At 61.0% G+C, this 17990-nt stretch carries 18 protein-coding genes; 11 read left to right on the forward strand and 7 right to left on the reverse strand.

The window, feature by feature from the left end; translation table 11 throughout:
- Positions 1 to 83: 83 nt before the first annotated feature.
- The 4 genes from NKJ21_RS05970 to NKJ21_RS05985 all read right to left on the reverse strand — a co-directional run bounded on the left by NKJ21_RS05970 (position 84) and on the right by NKJ21_RS05985 (position 4706).
- A complete protein-coding gene (locus NKJ21_RS05970; protein ID WP_087498287.1) occupies positions 84 to 1073 on the reverse strand; it encodes an isopenicillin N synthase family oxygenase in 990 nt (329 codons plus the stop codon).
- Between the two features lie 20 nt (positions 1074 to 1093).
- The gene (locus tag NKJ21_RS05975) at positions 1094 to 2512 is read right to left on the reverse strand and encodes an amidohydrolase family protein (protein WP_008804574.1); all 1419 of its coding nucleotides are present in this window, start codon (positions 2510 to 2512) and stop codon (positions 1094 to 1096) included.
- A gap of 11 nt (positions 2513 to 2523) precedes the next feature.
- The gene (locus tag NKJ21_RS05980) at positions 2524 to 3513 is read right to left on the reverse strand and encodes an ABC transporter substrate-binding protein (protein WP_166715792.1); all 990 of its coding nucleotides are present in this window, start codon (positions 3511 to 3513) and stop codon (positions 2524 to 2526) included.
- Between the two features lie 293 nt (positions 3514 to 3806).
- Positions 3807 to 4706, reverse strand: coding sequence for a LysR family transcriptional regulator (locus NKJ21_RS05985; protein WP_004202952.1), 900 nt, complete (start codon positions 4704 to 4706; stop codon positions 3807 to 3809).
- A 207-nt stretch (positions 4707 to 4913) separates the two neighbouring features.
- Between NKJ21_RS05985 and NKJ21_RS05990 the strand changes: the two genes are divergently transcribed.
- The 11 genes from NKJ21_RS05990 to NKJ21_RS06040 all read left to right on the forward strand — a co-directional run bounded on the left by NKJ21_RS05990 (position 4914) and on the right by NKJ21_RS06040 (position 14236).
- Positions 4914 to 5882: a PDR/VanB family oxidoreductase gene (locus NKJ21_RS05990; protein ID WP_038422671.1), complete on the forward strand. Its 969-nt coding sequence runs from the start codon at positions 4914 to 4916 to the stop codon at positions 5880 to 5882.
- 11 nt (positions 5883 to 5893) lie between these two features.
- On the forward strand, positions 5894 to 7177 hold the full coding sequence (locus NKJ21_RS05995) for an amidohydrolase family protein (RefSeq protein WP_038422672.1): 1284 nt from the start codon (positions 5894 to 5896) through the stop codon (positions 7175 to 7177).
- The gene (locus NKJ21_RS06000) at positions 7167 to 7646 is read left to right on the forward strand and encodes a RidA family protein (RefSeq protein WP_166715788.1); all 480 of its coding nucleotides are present in this window, start codon (positions 7167 to 7169) and stop codon (positions 7644 to 7646) included. Before NKJ21_RS05995 ends, NKJ21_RS06000 begins: the two co-directional genes overlap by 11 nt.
- Complete coding sequence (locus NKJ21_RS06005; protein WP_016161231.1) at positions 7643 to 8524, forward strand: creatininase family protein; 882 nt, start codon at positions 7643 to 7645, stop codon at positions 8522 to 8524. Before NKJ21_RS06000 ends, NKJ21_RS06005 begins: the two co-directional genes overlap by 4 nt.
- Positions 8524 to 9507, forward strand: coding sequence for an ABC transporter substrate-binding protein (locus NKJ21_RS06010; RefSeq protein ID WP_110235674.1), 984 nt, complete (start codon positions 8524 to 8526; stop codon positions 9505 to 9507). The genes NKJ21_RS06005 and NKJ21_RS06010 overlap by 1 nt, the downstream gene beginning before the upstream one ends.
- A complete protein-coding gene (locus NKJ21_RS06015) occupies positions 9504 to 10334 on the forward strand; it encodes an ABC transporter ATP-binding protein (protein ID WP_004175785.1) in 831 nt (276 codons plus the stop codon). The genes NKJ21_RS06010 and NKJ21_RS06015 overlap by 4 nt, the downstream gene beginning before the upstream one ends.
- A gap of 1 nt (position 10335) precedes the next feature.
- Entirely contained in the window at positions 10336 to 11151 is an 816-nt protein-coding gene (locus NKJ21_RS06020; protein WP_004175779.1) for an ABC transporter permease, read from the forward strand.
- 26 nt (positions 11152 to 11177) lie between these two features.
- A complete protein-coding gene (locus NKJ21_RS06025; protein WP_023322767.1) occupies positions 11178 to 12599 on the forward strand; it encodes an FAD-binding oxidoreductase in 1422 nt (473 codons plus the stop codon).
- Positions 12600 to 12982: 383 nt separating this feature from the next.
- A complete protein-coding gene (locus NKJ21_RS06030) occupies positions 12983 to 13471 on the forward strand; it encodes a hypothetical protein (RefSeq protein WP_023322768.1) in 489 nt (162 codons plus the stop codon).
- A gap of 1 nt (position 13472) precedes the next feature.
- On the forward strand, positions 13473 to 13901 hold the full coding sequence (locus NKJ21_RS06035) for a hypothetical protein (RefSeq protein ID WP_023322769.1): 429 nt from the start codon (positions 13473 to 13475) through the stop codon (positions 13899 to 13901).
- A gap of 32 nt (positions 13902 to 13933) precedes the next feature.
- Positions 13934 to 14236, forward strand: coding sequence for a hypothetical protein (locus NKJ21_RS06040; protein WP_051975541.1), 303 nt, complete (start codon positions 13934 to 13936; stop codon positions 14234 to 14236).
- 90 nt (positions 14237 to 14326) lie between these two features.
- Here the strand turns inward: NKJ21_RS06040 and chrA are convergent, their stop codons facing one another.
- The 3 genes from chrA to NKJ21_RS06055 all read right to left on the reverse strand — a co-directional run bounded on the left by chrA (position 14327) and on the right by NKJ21_RS06055 (position 17944).
- A complete protein-coding gene (gene chrA, locus NKJ21_RS06045; RefSeq protein WP_117138351.1) occupies positions 14327 to 15694 on the reverse strand; it encodes a chromate efflux transporter in 1368 nt (455 codons plus the stop codon).
- Complete coding sequence (locus tag NKJ21_RS06050) at positions 15663 to 16622, reverse strand: chromate resistance protein ChrB domain-containing protein (RefSeq protein ID WP_023340299.1); 960 nt, start codon at positions 16620 to 16622, stop codon at positions 15663 to 15665. Before NKJ21_RS06050 ends, chrA begins: the two co-directional genes overlap by 32 nt.
- Positions 16623 to 16750: 128 nt before the next feature.
- Positions 16751 to 17944 carry an MFS transporter gene (locus NKJ21_RS06055; RefSeq protein WP_223861307.1) on the reverse strand — a complete coding sequence of 398 codons (1194 nt, stop codon included), beginning with the start codon at positions 17942 to 17944 and terminating at the stop codon, positions 16751 to 16753.
- Positions 17945 to 17990 lie beyond the last annotated feature (46 nt).

Genomic DNA, 17990 nt, shown 5'->3' on the forward strand with positions numbered 1-17990 from the left:
CGGTAGCTGAAAAGCTCAGCGCCGGAGATCCTGCCGCCGCGTCAGCGAAAGCCGGCGGCAGGAATACCACGCAAGGGAGCATCCTACCCTTTGGCAAAATTGGCCTGGATCCGCTGCTGCAGATAATCCTCGGCGCTGATGGGCGGGTACTTTCTCTGCGGCCCGAGGATCTCGACATCTTTATTGGCCTGGCAGAAAAACGCCAGGCTGTAGCGCGGCCCCTGATATTCGTGCGGCAGCGGGTTTCTCACCCGGTGGAAGTTAGACGGCAGCTGGTCGTCGCTCCAGCGCATCAGCATATCGCCGATATTGCAGGTGATCACCTCCTCCCGCGGCTCAATACTGGTCCACTGCTGGCTTTCGCGGTCTTTACCGGGACAAACCTGCAGGCCACCCTGGCCGGGGCGCTGGAACAGCAGCGTCAGGCAGTCAAAATCGGTGTGCGCGCCGGCCCGCCACATCCCCTGCTGCGACTGCTCGGTTGCATAGTAATGCAGCATGCGCAAGGTGCTCTGATAGGTGTCACGCTGCGGATCGTGCGCGGTGGTGAAAAACGATTCCGGAAAACCGAGCTTCAAAGCAAAGCAGGAGAGGATCTTCATCCCCAGCTGCCAGCACTGCGATTCAAACCCGAGCATCGTCTGCTGGAATGTTGGCAACTCCCGGTCGCTGGGCCAGCGCCCGGCCATCAACGGCCGGGTTATCTGATACGACTCTTTTTGATCCGGCGTGCGGGTCGACGGCCGAACCTGCGCCTTGCTCTCCCAGCCGGCGTTGCCGGCCAGCGGATACTGGCGCTTCACCTCGTCGGGCAGGTCGAAAAACGCCTCGGTCATGCTGAACGCCTGGCGGATATCCGCCAGCGGAATACCGTGGTGGCTGACCTGGAAGAAGCCGATCTCCACCGCCGCCTCCCACAGTTGTTCGGCAATGTCATTTTTTCTTTCGGCAAAGTTCGACAGGTCGATACAGCGCACTTCGCGGGCGAAGGTCTCTTCGCCCTGGGCGCCCATCAGCGCCTCTTTTTCCAGTTCCTGTAAGGCGTAGCGTTGATTCTGGGTGGTTGCGTTCATCGTCATTATCCTGTTATCAGTTAAACAGCGGCGCGCTGCTGGAGGGTACGGACGGCCGCCAGCGCGTCGTGGCGCATTGCGTCAAGGTCGAGACCGGGAATGGCGTCGTCTTCCACGATGGGGCGGCCATTGAGCAGCAGCGCCTTCAGCGCGGCGCGCCCACCGCAGGCCACCGGCCCAATGGCCATATCATGCAGGCCGAAGTAGCGCGGATCGTCCAGCCGGTAAATAGCGAGGTCCGCCTGCATCCCAACCTGCAGGGTGCCGGTCTGCGCTAAGCCAAGGATCTGCGCCCCGCCGGCGCTGCCCCAGCGCACCACATCCTCCACCGTGGCCGCATCGGCCCCCCCCTCGAAGGTGCCCCCGGCGTAGCGCGGCTGCGCCAGCATCCCCTTGCGCGCGCGCTGTAGCAGCCATGCGGCATGGGCTTCGCTTTGCATATCCGCCGCTTCATTGGAGGCAGCGCCGTCCACCCCCAGCGAGACCGGGACCCCGGCCTGCTCCAGCGCCAGCAGATCGGCGATGCCGCTGCCCAGCCGGCCGTTGCTTTGCGGGCAGTGGGCGATGCCGGTTCCGGTGCGGCCCAGCAGGGCAATCTCCTCCGGCAGCAGCTTCACCAGATGGGCAAACCACACGTCATTTCCCAGCCAGTCGTGCTCCGCGCAGAACTGCACCGGCGTCATGGCGAATTTCTGCCGCGCGGCGTCGAGATAATCGACGGTTTCCGATAAATGGCTGTGCAACCGGATCCCCAGCTGGCGGGCCAGCTTCGCCATCTCCCGCAGCTGGGCGCCCGGCGCGGAGTGCAGGACGGTAGTGGGCGCCATCACCACCCGGCGCAGAGAATCGGGCCGGGGGTCGTGATAGCGGCTGACCAGCCGTTCGATATCCGCCATATAGCCGTCGAAGGTTTCCGGACGCAGCGCCACAGGCAGATCCTGTTCCACCGCCCGACCCTGGGTCGCCCCACCCCGGCACAGAACGATGCGCATCCCCAGCGCTTCCCCTTCGCTGAAGACAATCTCCGAGGTATCGAAAGGCATATCCGGCCAGTAAAGGTAGTTGTGATCCGCCACGCTGGCGCAGCCCGAGCGCAGAAGCTCCACCAGGCCGATGCGCACCGCCAGACGAAAGGTATGTTCATCGAAAGCCGCGCGAAAGCGGTACGGCGTAGCGCTCAGCCAGGCCGTCAGGCTCTGGTTCAGCCCCTGCGGCTCGCCCTTCAGCAGCGACTGAAAAAGATGGTGGTGTGTGTTCACCCATGCCGGATAGATCACGCAGTCGCGCGCATCGATCTGTCGCTCTTCCGGCAGCGGCGTCAGGCTGCCGATGGCGGCAATCTTGCCGTCGCGGATGCGAATATCCGGCCCGGCCAGCCGCGCCGCCTCTCCGGGCAGACCGCTGAGGATGGCATGGGCATTTTTAATCATTAATGACATGGCGTCGCTCCTCAGGGTTTAACCTGCATGGCCTGAACAAATTCGGTGGTGTAGGCCTGTTTCCAGTCGGTGGCCGCCGCCAGCAGACCGGCGCTGACCATAAAGTCGCGGGTCTTCTGCCAGCGCGCGTCGGTCATCGTCCCCCAGCCCTGGCTGGCGGCATCCCCGCCGTCGATCAGGTGATGCTCACGGATCTGGGTCACGCCCCAGGCGAGCAGATCGTCGGTCATTTTCGGATTGTCCTGCTTAATCAGCGCATTTCCCGGCGCCGGATCCTTGAGATAGCTCACCCAACCCTCCATTGAGGCGCGGACGAACTTCGCCATCGCCGCTTTCCGCTCGGCGATGGTGTCCGGGCGGGCGATAAGGATGCCGCCATACGGGGGATAGCCGTGCTCGGAAAAGAGGAAGAAGTTCGCCTTCACCCCGGCCTTCTGCACCTGGAACACCTCGGAGCTGACATAGGCCTGCTGGGCGACAGCGTCATCGACGACAAAGGGTTGAATATTGAAGGTATAGGGGCGAACCTGAGCGTCGCTCAGCTGGTATTGCGCCTTCAGCCACGGCCACCACGTCGCCTGACCGGAGCTGGAGACCAGAAGCGTTTTGTCTTTCAGCCCCTGCAGGGAGGTGACATCGGCATGGGTCAGCAGCCCCTGGGGATCGTACTGAAAGGGCGCGGCAATGGCTTTCGCCTGGAAGCCGCGCTGAATGCCTTCCAACAGCTGCAGGTCGTAACCGATGATCACATCGGCCCGCTTCGACAACAGCAACTGCATGCCGTTGACCTGGGGTCCGCCGGAGCGGATCTCGACGTCGAGACCGTATTTTTTGTACAGCCCAGTGGCCTTGGCCTGATAATAACCCCCCTGCTCAGCCTGAGCGTACCAGGAGGTCAGCAGAACGATTTTCTCCTCGGCCTGAACGGCCAGCGAGACACCGCCGAGAGCCATCAGGCCCAGCCAGCGAAAGCCCCGGGGAAGGCGTGCACGACTTTTCATTATCCCTCTCCTCTTCATGCCGGGAGAGGGGCGAGCAAACCACGGCTCAGCCTCCCATCCCGGTCAACATTGAACCGCGACATGGTGACTGAGCAATGTCCCGTATGGATAACCCGTACTGACCGCTTCTACTCACACTCAGCTATACAAAAACAATGCCAGATTTGATCGCCCGCGAGCGGCCGCGAGAAATCGCCTGCGCCGCCGCCCACGGGTATGCAACCTTTGATTCATGCACATCAAAAACGCACCATCATGGTGCGTTAATGAATGATTTTAGTGCCTGCCCGGTCTCACAGCTGACTGAAGAGCATCTCCAGCTGGTTCAACATCATCGAGGCGGCGAGGGAAAGCTGGCGGGCGGGCGAGACGCACAGCGCCAGCGTGAAAGGCTTAAGCTGCGGATCGGTTAGCGGTACAAACGCCAGCTGGCCGGACTCGATCTCATCGAGAATATCCAGCCGGCACAGGATGCCGATGCCCATCTGCTCTTTGATCAGGGTGCGGATCATGTGAATGTTATTCGACACCGCCACCTCCTTCACCTCGTTGCCGCTGATATTCACCAGCGCCTCCACCGGCTCGCTGATCATCAACGGGGCGGACGGCAGGATAAACGGGTAGTCGATGCACTGACTAAAGCGCACGGCGCTGCGGCTGGCCAGCGGATGGCCGGTCGGCACCACGATACCCATATTCATCTCGGCAAACGCCCGCACCTGCAGTTCGCGGGAGGTCTGGGGATTGAGCATGATGCCGAAATCCGCCTCGCCGGAGATCAGCGCCTGCTGAATGTGGATATTGTTGATGGTGGTCAATGTAAAAGAGATGTTGGGATAATGTTTATGCACCTCTTTGAGCATCGTCGAAAAAAAATGCCGGTTAATGGCATCGATGGTAGCGATGCGCACATGCCCCCGCCGCAACCCGCGCAGGTCATCCAGCTGTTCGCAGACCCGGGTAAAGTCCTTTTTCCAGTTATTGGCCGCGTGCAGAAGCAGCTCCCCGGCGGCGGTCAGACGCAGCCCGGTGGGATGGCGCTCGAAGAGCGGCATCGCCAGCTCCTGTTCCACGCGCAAAATCTGACGGTCGATGGAAGACGCCGACACATGCAGCGCCTCTGACGCTTTACGAAACGATCCCTGACGGGCCACTTCGGTGAAATAGAGCAGAAATCGGGAGAAGGCAAACATGGTTTGGGTGCTCTCTTTTTTGCAACGGGTTGTGCGAATCAAAGCTCTGGACGCAACAGTTTTATCACAATACCGTAGCATTCATAGCGGAGAAACGATCGTTTCACCCATTTTCTTGCACGCCGGACAGTTTACCGCGAAGAGGAGTTATCTCTTCGCCGACCCTGGCCGCCCTGCAGACAGCGGAATGAGGGAGAGTAAACGGTAATGCACAGCCACGATCTTATTTCGGTCTCGGTCGGGGAAATACGCCCCAATGGAGAGGGAAATCTATCATTAATATTGCAGGCGGCGGCCGGGGAAATATTACCGGCCTACTCTGCCGGGGCGCATATCGATATTATTATTCCCGGCGTTGGCCCCCGGCAGTATTCCCTGTGCGGCACGCCTGACCGCAGTAATACTTATGAAATTTGCGTCAGACTGACGGACGCGTCCACCGGCGGCTCACGCTATTTGCACCAGCAGGTGAAATCCGGCGATCGGCTCGCCATTTCGCCTCCGCGCAACCATTTTCCCCTGCCGGAGGCCGGGCGCTACCTGCTGTTTGCCGGCGGTATCGGCATCACGCCGTTGCTGGCGATGGCTGAAGCAATTGCCGCCAGAAAGGGGGCGCTGGAGCTGCATTATTATGTCGCCAGCTCGCGCCAGACGGCCTTCTCCCCGCGCCTGACCCAGCTGGCTGCGGGCGGCACGGTGGCGATCCACTGTAGCGAGGAAGGCGCGTCGTTTCGCCAGCGGATCCCCGCCTGCTTAACCACACCCGATCCTGATACCGCAGTGGTCGCCTGCGGCCCGGAGGGTTTTATTCAGCGACTGCAGTCGGTCATGGAGGAATATCGCTGGTCGCCGTCGCAATTCGTCTTCGAGCGTTTTACTCCCGCGGCGGAAAATAATACTGCGGCGAAAAATGCGTTTTATATTGAACTGGCCTCCAGCGGGCGGCGCCTGCAGGTCGCCGCGGATCAAACCATTGCTCAGGTATTACAGCACGCCGGCGTGGAGGTGATGCTCTCCTGCGAACAGGGAATGTGCGGGTCGTGTATTACCGGGGTCCTCGACGGGATCCCCGAACACCGGGACAGCGTGCTGACGGCGGAAGAGAAAGCGGGCAACGACCAGATCACGCTCTGCTGTTCGCGGGCGAAATCGCCGGTTCTGGTTTTGGATCTGTGAGGAGACTGACGATGACCTTCCCCTCCTCTTCCGCACAGCTCGCCGGTATCAGCCGCGCCCGACTCCCGGCCTGGGCGCTGCCCGACGGCTGGCCGACGCAGGCCAACGGTGAACCGCAGCTGGCGGACCTGGCCTTTCGCGATGGACGGATCGCCGCCGTGACGCCGTCCGTCGAGCCGGCTCCCGGCCTGTGGGACCTGGCGGGGGCGTTGACGCTCCCCGGCCTGGTGGAACCCCATGCCCATCTGGACAAAACCTTTACCATTGAACGCTGCCGTCCGGCGCAGGCCGGGCTGCTGGCGGCGATCCACGCCATGCACGAGGATCGCCAGCACTGGACCAGGGCGGATATTCAACGTCGGGCGTCCGCCGCGCTGGCCCGGGCGGCAGCAAATGGTGTGACCCATTTGCGTAGCCATATCGACTGGTTTACCGCCGACGCACCGGACGCCTGGCAGGAGATCGCCCGCCTCGATACCGTCGGCATCACCCTGGAGCGGGTGGCGCTGGTCCCGCTGACCCTGTTTCGCGATCCGGCGGACGCCGGGGCCATTGCCCGAACGGTCGCCACCAGCGGGGAGGGCTGCCTGCTGGGCGGCTTCATCCACTCCTCCAACTGGGACGCCGCCGCCATGGCAAACCTGCTGGATAGCGCGGCCCGCTGGGATCTGGATCTGGATTTGCATATTGATGAGGAGCTCAGCGAAGTGTCTCAGGGGCTGACCTGGCTGGCGGACCATCTCTCCCGCCACCCTTTTCCCGGGCATATCTGCTGCAGCCACGGCTGCGCGCTGGCCGCCGGCAGCGACGAACAGGCGGCGCCGATCCTGCGCCAGCTGGCGGCGCACGGCGTCACCCTTATCGCTCTGCCGATGACCAACCTGCTGCTGCAGGATGCGACGTTCGGTCGCACGCCGCGCCAGCGGGGGATCACGCTGCTGCACGAGGCGCAGGCCGCCGGCGTGGCCACCCTGCTCGGCTGCGACAACGTACAGGATGCCTTCTGCCCGGCGGGGAGCTACGACCCGCTGGACACCCTGGCCTGCGGCCTGTTCAGCGCTCAGCTCAGCGACCTGTTCGACCGGCAGTCGCGGCTGATCTGCGATCGCGCGGCGCTAACCGGTTCGCCGGCAGACGCGGCGCCCTTTGCCATCGGCGCGGCGGCCAGCGTGGTGATTTTCCCGGGTAGCGACCGTTTTACCTGGCCTTTAAACAGCGCCGCCCGTCTGGTGGTTAACCACGGCAGGTTAACCCACCGGCGCGTGTGGCAAGAGGAGATGGCACATGAGTCTTGAAGCAGGCGCGGGGGTGCCGCTGGCGCGGTATGCCGCCTGGCGCAGAGCCGGCGATTTTATCTTTCTCTCCGGCATTATTCCGGTCAATCCCCTGACCGGCACCATCGTCAACGGCTTTCAGGATGTGCCTGAGCCGGTGCGGGAGCTGCTGGGGGCGACCGGCGAATTTTCGACCGATGCGAAACAGGGCCCGATCCTCGCCCAGAGCTGGTACGTCCTGGAAAGCATCCGCCACACCGTGGCGTCCGCAGGAGGGCAGATGAGCGACGTTATCAAGCTGGTGCAGTACTTTCGCAACCTTGACCATTTTCCCTATTACAGCCGGGTCAGAAAGCTGTTTTATCCCGACCAGCCGCCCGTTTCCACCGTGGTCCAGGTCAGCGAAATGCTGCCCGACGCCACGGTATTGATTGAAGTTGAAGCGACCGTCTGGTTACCCCAGCCAATTCACTCCGAGGCACCGCGATGATTAACGGTTACATTCCTGCAGCGCGCTTTCTCCCTTTCCTGAGCTGGACGGACGTGGCCGCCCTGCCGGATAAAAGCAATACGGTTATCGTCCTCCCCACCGGGGCGATCGAACAGCACGGCCCGCATCTGCCCTGCTCGGTGGACAGCGTGATATCTTCCGGCGTGGCGGGCCATGCCCTCGCCCGGCTGCCGGCGGCGATCCCGGCCTACGCCATCCCGCCGATCGTCTACGGTAAGTCCGAGGAGCATCTGCATTTTCCCGGCACCCTGACCCTCAGCGGCGATACGCTGCTGCATACCCTGCTGGAGATCGCCGAATCCCTCTATCGGGCCGGTTTTCGCAAGCTGCTGATGATCAACGGCCACGGCGGCCAGCCGCAGATCCTGCAAATCGCCTGCCGGGAAATGCGCCTGCGCCACGGGGATTTCATCGCCATCCCGCACGATGTGTTCAACGTACCCAACTGCGAAAAACAGTTTCTCAGCCCGCATGAACAGCGGATGGCGATGCACGCCGGACATAGCGAAACGGCGCTGATGCTGGCGCTGGCCCCGGAGTGCGTTCATATGGAGCGGGCGGTCGCCAACTTCCCGCCGGAATTCCCCTGCCCGACCCTGTCGAAAGGCCGCCCGGCGGCGGCGTGGGCGTCGTATGACTTTGGCCCCAGCGGGGTGATTGGCGACCCGACCCCGGCGACGCGGGAGCAAGGCGAAGGGCTTCTCGACTCCCTCGCCGCCAGCTGGGCGCAAGCGATCATCGAGATCCACCGCATGGCCTGGGTCGAACGTCACGAACCGACCTGGGGCAAACAGCACTGGCACGGCTTTGTGCAGTCCCTACCCCCCTCTTTCGCTGCTGAATCCAAGGAGCCATGATGAATACCAGACCGACGCTCGTTTTTACCCTGCTGACCGTGGCCGCCCTCGCGACCTCAGCCTCCTGCTTCGCGGCGGAGAAGTTTACGTTTCTCACCAACTGGTATGCCCAGGCCGAGCACGGCGGGTTTTACCAGGCCCAGGCCACCGGGCTGTATCAGCACGCCGGTCTCGATGTCGAGATTAAAATGGGCGGCCCGCAGATCAACGTCATGCAGTTGATGGCTGCCGGTCAGGCGGATTGTACCCTTGGCGACAACGGTCAGGCGCTGGAGACCTGGCAGGCCGGGGTGCATGCGGTGACCGTCGCTACCGTGTTCCAGCACTCGCCGACGGTGTTTATCACTCATAACAAAGTGGAGAACCCGGCGGAGCTTAAAGACAAAACCTTCCTGCTCGCCACCGAGGCCTATACCTCTTTCTGGCCGTGGGCGAAGAGCGAGCTGGGTCTGGCTGGCAGCAAAGTGCGCCCCTATACCTTTAACGTCCAGCCGTTCCTCGCCGATAAAAATCTGGTGCAGCAGGGCTACGTGACCTCCGAGCCGTTCTCCGTCGCCAAAGGCGGGCAGCCGTTCTATGTCTATCCGCTCAGCGACTGGGGCTACCCGCCCTACGGCAACTCGATTATCTGTATGGCCGACACCATCCGCAAACGTCCGGCGGCGGTGGCAGCCTTCGTCAAAGCCTCCATGGAGGGCTGGAAAAGCTACCTGCAGGATCCCGCCCCCGGCAACAACCTGATCGGTAAAGCAAATCCGCAAATGAGCGCCGAGCAGATCGCCTTTGGTATTGCCCAGATGAAGCAGTACCAGCTGGTGACCGGCGGCGATGCCAAGACCGGCGGCATCGGCATCATCACCGAGCCGCGGCTGAAGAAAACCTGGGACATGCTGGTGAAAAACAAACTGATCGACGCCAGCAAGGTGCCGTTTGAGCAGACTTACACCCTGGAGATGGTCAAAGACGCCGGAGTGATGCCATGAATACCGCCCCGAAACTGACCGTGATGAGCGACACCCGCTTTACGCCCGCCTCTGCCACCCCGGCCATCGAGGTGCTGTCGGCGGAGAAGATCTACAGCAACGGCACCCGGGCGCTGCTGCCCGTCAACCTGACCATCAATCAGGGGGAGTTTATTACCCTGCTCGGCCCGTCCGGCTGCGGGAAGAGTACGCTGCTGAAGATGGTCGCCGGCCTGGTGGAGCCCAGCGACGGCAAGCTGATGCTGTGGCGGCGCGATAGCCGGGAGAAAGCCCAGCATCCGCTCTCGTTCGTCTTCCAGGAAGCCACCCTGATGCCGTGGAGCAGCGTGCGCAATAACGTCAGGCTGCCGCTGGATCTGGCCGGCGTGCCGCGCGCGGAAGGTAATACCCGGGTGAGTGAAGTCCTTGAACTGGTGGGGCTGGGCAAATTCGCCGACGTCCTGCCGCGCGAACTCTCCGGCGGCATGCAAATGCGCGTCTCCATCGCCCGCGGCCTGGTCACCCGGCCAAAGCTGCTGCTGATGGATGAGCCCTTCGGCGCGCTCGATGAAATTACGCGTAACAAACTCGACAGCGACCTGCTGCGTCTCTGGCAGGAGCAGAACCTGACGGTGGTGTTCGTCACCCACTCGATCCACGAAGCGGTGTTTCTCTCCCAGCGGGTGATCATGATGGCGGCCCGTCCCGGACGGGTGGTCGAAGATATCGCCATCCGGGAGCCGTTCCCGCGCAGCGAGGCGTTCCGCGTCAGTCCGGCCTTTTCCCTGTATGCCCGTCAGCTGCAGGACAGTCTGTTGCAGGCCAGCCAGTCCGGTATGGAGTCATAATATGAAAAACACAACCTCAACGCCGTGGGTCCAGCATCCGCGTTTTCTCAAAATTCTCTATCCGACCCTCGTCGCGGTGGCGGTGGTGCTCCTGTGGCAGGGCGCGGTGAGCTATTTTCGCATCCCGGCCTTTCTGGTGCCGTCGCCGCTGGTGATGCTGGAAAGCCTGTGGACGCATCTCACGCCGCTGCTGCTGGCGCTGCTGTTCACCCTCAAGATCACCCTGATCTCGTTTCTGCTGTCGATTGTCATTGGCGCCGCGGTGGCGTTTATCCTGGTGCAGAACCGCTTTGTGGAAACCGCCCTGTTTCCCTACATCGTGTTTTTGCAGGTGACGCCGATTGTCGCCATCGCCCCACTGATCATCATCTGGGTGAAGGATGCCACGCTCTCGCTGGTGGTATGCGCCACCCTGATGGCGGTGTTTCCCATCATCTCCAATACCACTCAGGGACTGCGCAGCGTCTCCCCCGGCCTGCTGAGCTATTTTCGCCTCAATCACGCCAGCCGCTGGCAAACGCTGGTGCGGCTGCGTATCCCCTCGGCGCTGCCCTATTTCTTCGGCGCGCTGCGTATTTCCAGTGGGCTGTCGCTGATTGGCGCGGTGGTGGCAGAGTTTGTCGCCGGGACCGGCGGGACCAATACTGGTCTGGCCTATCAGATCCTGCAGGCTGGCTACCAGCTGGATATCCCGCTGATGTTTGCCGCGCTGCTGCTGATCTCTCTCGCCGGGATCGCGCTGTTTGGCGTGATGTCCTGGGTTTCGCGCCGGGCGCTCAGCGCCTGGCATGAAAGCGAAGCCGTGCAATCTCATTAATGTTTTGCTGACGAACAGGAAGAAAAATGATGACTGATGAGCAGCGTCAACACGCGGTCGCGGCGATCCAGCAGGCACTCCCGACGCTGGAGTGGACCTTACAGCCGGCGAAGATCAAACGGCTTTCCCGCGATTTTCACTGGTTCAGTCCGGTACTCACTGAGCAACTGGCGGGGAAACAGGCGGACGCGGTGGTTCGCCCACGCGACGAAGAGGAGCTGCGCCAGCTGGTCGCCGCCTGCGCGCAGCACCAGCTGCCGCTGACGCTGCGCGGCAGCGCCACCGGCAACTATGGCCAACTGGTCCCCCTCGAAGGCGGGCTGCTGGTCGATATGACCGGACTCAACCAGATCGTCGCCCTCGGCAACGGCACGGTGCGCGCCCAGGCCGGCATTCGTCTGGCAGACATCGAAACCGCCGCCCGCCCAACGGGATGGGAGCTGCGCTGCATGCCGTCGACCTACCGACTGGCGAGCCTGGGCGGCCTCTACGGCGGCGGGTTCGGCGGCATCGGCTCCATCAACTATGGGCCGCTGGCGGCGCCCGGCAATGTGCTCAGCGTCAAAGTGATGACCGTCGAGCCGGTCCCCCGCGTGCTGACCATCCCGGCTCCCGAAGCGCTGCTGCTGCATCACGCCTACGGCACCAACGGCATTATCCTGGAGGTTGAGCTGGCGCTGGCGCCCGTGCACCAGTGGATTGAACGCCTGGACGTGTTTGACGATTTCGCCGATGCGCTGAACTATGCCAACGCCTGCGTCCGTTCGCCGGGGCTGGTAAAACGTCAGGTCGCGCTGCTGGCCACGCCGATCGCCGACTACTTTAGCCACCTCAAGGATCGTTACCGCACCGGGCAGCATGCGGTTATCAGCCTGATCGCCGAGGAGAGCGAAGGACTCTGCGCCAGCCTGTTACAGCGCCATCGCGGGAGCAACGCCATCCGTCAGGCCAGCGACGAGGCCCGGACGCAAAACGCCGCGTTAATGGAATACTGCTGGAACCACACCACCCTGCATGCGCTCAAGGTGGACAATACGCTGACTTATCTCCAGACGGCGTTTGATCCGCTGCGCTATCCGCAGCAAATTTTACAGATGGAGCAGCACTTCGCCGGGGAGGTGATTTCCCATATTGAATTCCTGCGTGATATCGAGGGCAATCTCACCGCCAGCGGTCTGCAGTTGGTGCGCTATACCACGCCCGCGCGGCTCAACGCCATCATGCAGATATTTCGCGACAACGACGTCAAGATTAACAACCCCCACGTGCTGCAGGTTGAGGACGGCAAACAGGGCGTGATTCGCCCCGACGTCGTGGCGGTGAAACAGTCTCTCGACCCGGCGGGATTGCTTAACCCCGGCAAGCTGCGCGGCTGGGCGCTGCGCGACCAGCTGGAACTGGACAGCAACCCGCTGGCGCTGGCCACCCGCGAAACCCCCACGACCTGATCGCCCCATTCCGGGGCGCGCTAACCGGTCGCTGGCCCGCTTCTCTTCCTCCTGCCCGCGCGGCGAGTTTTTTTACGCCACTCATTCATATGAATGAGTGGCGTCTCTGTTTCCTCCGTTATACTCATCAAAAAAGCGACGATGAATTTATTATCACGGGTTAATTCCACGGTTCAGTTTTCGTGTCGAATTAAATAGTTATTCCGAACACGCTCTGGCGGATTATTTATTACGCGCTGTCATTTTATTACAACTTGCCGATTACCGGCCTGAACGACAAAAATGACCGTAAAATGAGTCGACATAAATTTGCCCTATGAATTAAGCACATGATAAAAACGTTGTAAATTATTTTTATTCAACACAGCAATAGTGAGGATAATATGAGCGATGCCATTTCTTCGCAACTTGAAAACATCATTACGATGCTGATCGCCATCAGTATCGCCTCGGAAAGACTGGTAGAGATAATCAAAGGGTATTTTCCCTGGCTTAATCTGGAAAATCAGGATCCGGTCATCGAAGGACGACGCAAATCTGCCCTGCAGATATTAGCGGTGGTTGCCGGTATTGTGACGGCGTTTTTGACCCAACCATTCGTCGCCGGCAGTTTCTCGGCCATTAAACATCCGGACCTGATGACATTATGTATTGGCCTGATGGCAAGCGGCGGATCGGCGTTCTGGAACGTCATTCTTAATTATCTGTTGCAAGTGAAAAACCTGAAAAAGCAACAAGTCAGCAGCGTGAAAGCAGACCCAGTAGCGGATGCAGTAGCCGATCCTGCCCCCCCTTCTCCGGTTTATCAGGACGTGGTTCATGGCGCAGAGCCGGTCAGCTCAAACCCCTGTTTCAATCCGGAGGGTAAATAACATGGTATGGCGTGTCGCAAAGAGTCTGCTGATACTCAGAGATCAGATTAATCAATATGCTCCGCATCGCAACACGGACAGCGATGGCACCATTGGTGATGAACATCATGCCCACACCAACTCGGATCATAATCCGCAGGTGATAGATGGAAATATTGGTGTGGTAACGGCTATCGATATTACCCACGATCCTCAAAATAAATGTGATGCTCAGGCGATTGTCGATGCGTTGGTCGCCAGCAAAGACAAACGAATTAAATATATTATCTGGAACAAACGGATCATTAGCGCTTCTGTCCAGCCTTGGGTATGGCGGGATTACCATGGCGTCAGCCCGCACGATAAACATTTCCACTTATCCGTGGTGCCGGTGAAAGCGCTGTACGATTACACCTTACCGTGGCTGTTATTTAATCCACATAAAGAATGATCCAGTTTTTTTCCGATTACCGTGAGGCGAATATGACTCAACAAATCGACATTGAGAAAATAAAAGCGGCACTCAACGCCATTGAAGAACTCGAACAGATTGCCCGTTCAACGCAGCCGGCCGATATTAAAAATTTTTGTGTGGAATATAACAAAACATGGAAAAAGAAAGTGGATACCCTGCTGGCACTGATTATTGATGAACCCATCAGTTCGCTGTTAGTTAAACTGGTGCCTTACTTACCCACACTGCTGGTGATTATTAACATGCTAAAGGCGGGCGTTGAGCAATATTGTCAACTGCATCTCGCGGAGGAGCCTCCCGTAGATAAATAATTGCCACCCATCCGGCCAGGGCCTGCTCAGGCACTGGCCTCCCTCCCCAATCCCCCATCTGTCCACGTTTCTCTCAGCCCAACGCCGACCTTATCCTGCGCCGGACAGTCCCGCCATATGGACGATAAGCCCTACTGCGGCGGCGGCGGCCAGTACCCAGGTCAGCTTCCACTTATAACGAAACAGCAGCCCGGCGGCGCCCAGGGCTATGGCTGCGGACCACGGGTCGAAACCGGACGGTCCCCAGACGCTATGCCAGATAAAAAACAGCGCCAGATTCAGGATAACGCCCACCACCGCGGCAGTGATGGCGGTCAACGGCGCGGTAAATCCCACCTTATTATGGGTCGTTTCAATAAACGGCCCGCCGGCGAGAATAAAGATGAACGAGGGCAAAAAGGTAAACCATGTCACCAGGCACGCCGCCGCGATGCCCCCCAGCAGCACATCATCGACGCCCAACACTGCTTTGGTGTAGCCGCCGACAAACCCGACAAAGGTCACCACCATGATCAACGGTCCGGGGGTCGATTCCCCAAGAGCGAGGCCGTCCATCATCTGCCCTGCCGTCAGCCAGCCATAGTGGGTCACCGCCCCCTGGTAAACATAAGGTAAGACGGCATATGCCCCGCCAAAGGTCATCAGCGCGGCTTTGGTAAAGAACCAGCTCATCTGGGTCAGCGGATGCGCCCAGCCCAGCATTAGCGTCAGGGCGGCCATCGGCACCAGCCACAGCAGCATTCCGGCGATCAGCACCCGTGAGGTGCGCCGCCAGCTGAAAATGGCATGGGCCGGAATCGGCGTCGTGTCATCAATGATGGCGGCTCCGCCAGGGTGACTCTGCGCACGGTGGGCGTCCGCTTTGCCGAATATCGTCGGCGCCAACCGTCCGCCGATAAAACCCACCAGTGCCGCGGCGAGGACGATCAGCGGAAAAGGAACGTTCAGCGCAAAAATAGCGACAAAGGCAGCGGCGGCGATGGCCCAGTAGGCGCCATTTTTCAGCGCCCGCGAGCCGATGCGGTGCGCCGCCTGCAATACTATCGCCGCTACGGCGGGTTTGATGCCATAAAAGATCCCCGCCACCACGGCGACATCCCCCCAGACGAGGTAGATCCACGCCAGGGCGATGAGTAACACCAGCGAGGGCAAAATAAACAGCACCCCGGCGATGACGCCTCCCCAGGTTTTATGCATCAGCCAGCCGATATAGGTCGCCAGCTGCTGGGCCTCCGGGCCGGGCAGGACCATACAAAAATTGAGCGCATGCAGGAATCGCCCTTCCGATATCCAGCGTCGGTTATCCACCAGCTCCTGGTGCATCATGGCGATCTGCCCGGCAGGCCCGCCGAAGCTGATGAAGCCAAGCTTGAGCCAAAAGCGAAATGCCTGCCAGAAGGAGACGGAAGCGACGACGGAAGGACTGTCACTCTGCGGAAGAACGACCGTTTTGCTCATGATTGCCAGACCTCATTTCACAGGACCTCAGTAAGCCGTCGAACAGCGAGCAAGCTGCCGCCAGCAGTTGGTCATCGTCCGTAATGGTTTCCCGCAGCCCTGCAAGAATGCTTTCTACCCCCGCCGCCTCCGGGGTCGGTACCCCACCGACGTCCAGGAAGTGGATCAACCGTCCCAGACTGTCGGGGATCACCGCGTCCAGCGCAAAACGCCGGACCAGTACTTCGAAGGTCACCAGCGTGCCGACATGGCTGAATGGCGCGCCGTCAAAATCAAAACCGACCGCCGTCGCCGGACAGGTCTCGGGCGCGGCCAGCCACAGGAACCGCGCCTCGTCGTCAATAAAGCGCCGGATAAGCCAGGCGCTGGCCAGACGATCGACCCACGGGCGTCGGCGGGTGGCCCACAGCCGGCCGCGAAAGGCGCCTCTGTCCAGCAGGCTCAGTTCGCCCGCCACCGACTGCGGCTCGTTCGGCGATAGCCGCTGATTAATGACCTGCTCGATAGTGGCCAGTCGCTCAGCGGCTTGCTCCCGGGCGGCCCCCGGAAAGAAATCAATGGCCTCGATCCGCCGGTAGTCACGCTGAATTTTACGCAGTTGTTTGAGCTGAGCCGCCAGTTCGTCGTTGGATAACGTCCCCTGCAGCGCCTGCAGATCCTGCAACAGCGCGTCGTACTGTTCACGACGATCGAATAGCGGCCTGAGCGCCTCTTCTTCCGCCGCCTCAATCGTGAAAACATACCCGGTCCCCCCTTCCGCGCGGATCGCCTGGCAGGTGCTGAGGAAAGTGTCATAGCCCTGGCGCACGTCGGGCAGCAGATAGACCCCATCGCGCAGGACCGCTGCCCCGCTCTGCTTCAGGGTTCGCCAGACACGCATGCGCAGCGTGGCTTGAGACGTTGTCAGGTTAAGGATCAAGAGATGCATTGTCATGTTGTAGAGATTACTACAGCATGTAGCGTCTGTGACGTTTTTACGCGCAAGGAGTCAGATGAATTTCAGCAATGCATAGCTGAAAAAAGCAAAAGACGGCCTGCGCAGCGGCAGGCCACGCGCTAAGCGCGGGGTGGGGATAAGGGGCGCAGCAGCAGGGTCAACAACGCCACCGCAACCGGGACCAGGGAGCCCCACAGCACGGCGTTCCAGCCGAAGGCGTTGAGCAGAACCCCGGACGAAAACGACCCCACGATCATCACGCCGAAGACCAGAAAATCGTTGAGCGACTGAACCTGGGTCTTCTCTTCCGGGCGGTGGAAATCGATGATTTTCGCCGAGGCGCCGGTGAAGCCAAAGTTCCAGCCGATGCCGAGCAAAATCAGCGACAACCAGTAATGATACACGCCGAGACCGCTCAGGCCGACCGCCACCGACGCGGCGGTGATCAGCAATCCCGCCGCCGCCATTCGCACTGCGCCGAAGCGCTGGATCAGCCGGCCGGTGAAAAATCCCGGGCCGTACATCGCCATCACATGCCACTGGATCCCAAGGTTGGCGGCCTGCTGGGAAAGACCGTGCATATGCATGGAGAGCGGCGCGGCGGTCATCAGAAAATTCATCACCATATAGGCCACCGCGCCGCTGAATACCGTGGTGGCAAAACCCGGCTGGCGGACAATCTCGCGCAGCGGCCGCCCTCCGCGCACGCTGGCCGCGGTGGGCTCCGCCGGCGTCACCCCTCTCAACAAAAAGGCGGCCAGCACTGCAACCAGCGCCTGAGCGAGGAAGGTGACGGCGAAGATATGTGCCGGCCAGAGGTGCATGGTGCCGGTGACCAGCATCGGGCCAATGATCCCGGCGGCCACACCGCCGCCCATCACCAGCGACAGCGCACGGGCGCGACGCGCCGGGGCGACGCCGTCGGTGGCGGCAAAACGAAAACTGAGCGCCACGGCGGCATAGGCGCCGCCAAGCATCGCGGCGAGACAAAACAGCAGAAAAGAATTCAGCACTACCGCCAGGGCGGCCGCCAGTCCGGTCACCATCCCGGCGCCGGTGCCGAGCCTGAACGCCGCTTTACGGCCCCGCGTTCGCGCCAGCGCGCCGAAAGGCAGAATGGAGGCCGCCATCCCCAGCACAAACAGGGTGATCGGCAGCGTGGCCAGCGACGGGCTGGGGGCAATCGCGTTACCCACTATCGCGCCGGTAGCGTAGAAGACCACCGAGTTGGCGCCGGCCAGCGCCTGAGCGGCAGCCAGGCGAAGGATATTTTTGTTCTGCACCGCCAGCGGCAGCATGTGTTCTGTAGACATCCGTTGTTTTCACCGGTTTGAGAGTGGCGCCAGGCTGGCCGTCTGG

The organism is Klebsiella sp. SWET4 (assembly GCF_024296565.1).
GTDB classification, from domain to species: domain Bacteria; phylum Pseudomonadota; class Gammaproteobacteria; order Enterobacterales; family Enterobacteriaceae; genus Klebsiella; species Klebsiella variicola.

What these genes read in the sequence shown, in the direction of transcription:
- NKJ21_RS05970 (WP_087498287.1), bottom strand. Translation starts at nt 1,073, where the DNA reads ATGAACGCAACCACCCAGAATCAACGCTACGCCTTACAGGAACTGGAA.
- chrA (WP_117138351.1), bottom strand. Translation starts at nt 15,694, where the DNA reads ATGAGCAAAACGGTCGTTCTTCCGCAGAGTGACAGTCCTTCCGTCGTC.
- NKJ21_RS06005 (WP_016161231.1), top strand. Translation starts at nt 7,643, where the DNA reads ATGATTAACGGTTACATTCCTGCAGCGCGCTTTCTCCCTTTCCTGAGC.
- NKJ21_RS06050 (WP_023340299.1), bottom strand. Translation starts at nt 16,622, where the DNA reads ATGCATCTCTTGATCCTTAACCTGACAACGTCTCAAGCCACGCTGCGC.
- NKJ21_RS06000 (WP_166715788.1), top strand. Translation starts at nt 7,167, where the DNA reads ATGAGTCTTGAAGCAGGCGCGGGGGTGCCGCTGGCGCGGTATGCCGCC.
- NKJ21_RS05980 (WP_166715792.1), bottom strand. Translation starts at nt 3,513, where the DNA reads ATGAAAAGTCGTGCACGCCTTCCCCGGGGCTTTCGCTGGCTGGGCCTG.
- NKJ21_RS06040 (WP_051975541.1), top strand. Translation starts at nt 13,934, where the DNA reads ATGACTCAACAAATCGACATTGAGAAAATAAAAGCGGCACTCAACGCC.
- NKJ21_RS06025 (WP_023322767.1), top strand. Translation starts at nt 11,178, where the DNA reads ATGATGACTGATGAGCAGCGTCAACACGCGGTCGCGGCGATCCAGCAG.
- NKJ21_RS06010 (WP_110235674.1), top strand. Translation starts at nt 8,524, where the DNA reads ATGAATACCAGACCGACGCTCGTTTTTACCCTGCTGACCGTGGCCGCC.
- NKJ21_RS06055 (WP_223861307.1), bottom strand. Translation starts at nt 17,944, where the DNA reads ATGTCTACAGAACACATGCTGCCGCTGGCGGTGCAGAACAAAAATATC.
- NKJ21_RS05990 (WP_038422671.1), top strand. Translation starts at nt 4,914, where the DNA reads ATGCACAGCCACGATCTTATTTCGGTCTCGGTCGGGGAAATACGCCCC.
- NKJ21_RS05975 (WP_008804574.1), bottom strand. Translation starts at nt 2,512, where the DNA reads ATGTCATTAATGATTAAAAATGCCCATGCCATCCTCAGCGGTCTGCCC.
- NKJ21_RS06015 (WP_004175785.1), top strand. Translation starts at nt 9,504, where the DNA reads ATGAATACCGCCCCGAAACTGACCGTGATGAGCGACACCCGCTTTACG.
- NKJ21_RS06030 (WP_023322768.1), top strand. Translation starts at nt 12,983, where the DNA reads ATGAGCGATGCCATTTCTTCGCAACTTGAAAACATCATTACGATGCTG.
- NKJ21_RS05995 (WP_038422672.1), top strand. Translation starts at nt 5,894, where the DNA reads ATGACCTTCCCCTCCTCTTCCGCACAGCTCGCCGGTATCAGCCGCGCC.
- NKJ21_RS05985 (WP_004202952.1), bottom strand. Translation starts at nt 4,706, where the DNA reads ATGTTTGCCTTCTCCCGATTTCTGCTCTATTTCACCGAAGTGGCCCGT.
- NKJ21_RS06020 (WP_004175779.1), top strand. Translation starts at nt 10,336, where the DNA reads ATGAAAAACACAACCTCAACGCCGTGGGTCCAGCATCCGCGTTTTCTC.
- NKJ21_RS06035 (WP_023322769.1), top strand. Translation starts at nt 13,473, where the DNA reads ATGGTATGGCGTGTCGCAAAGAGTCTGCTGATACTCAGAGATCAGATT.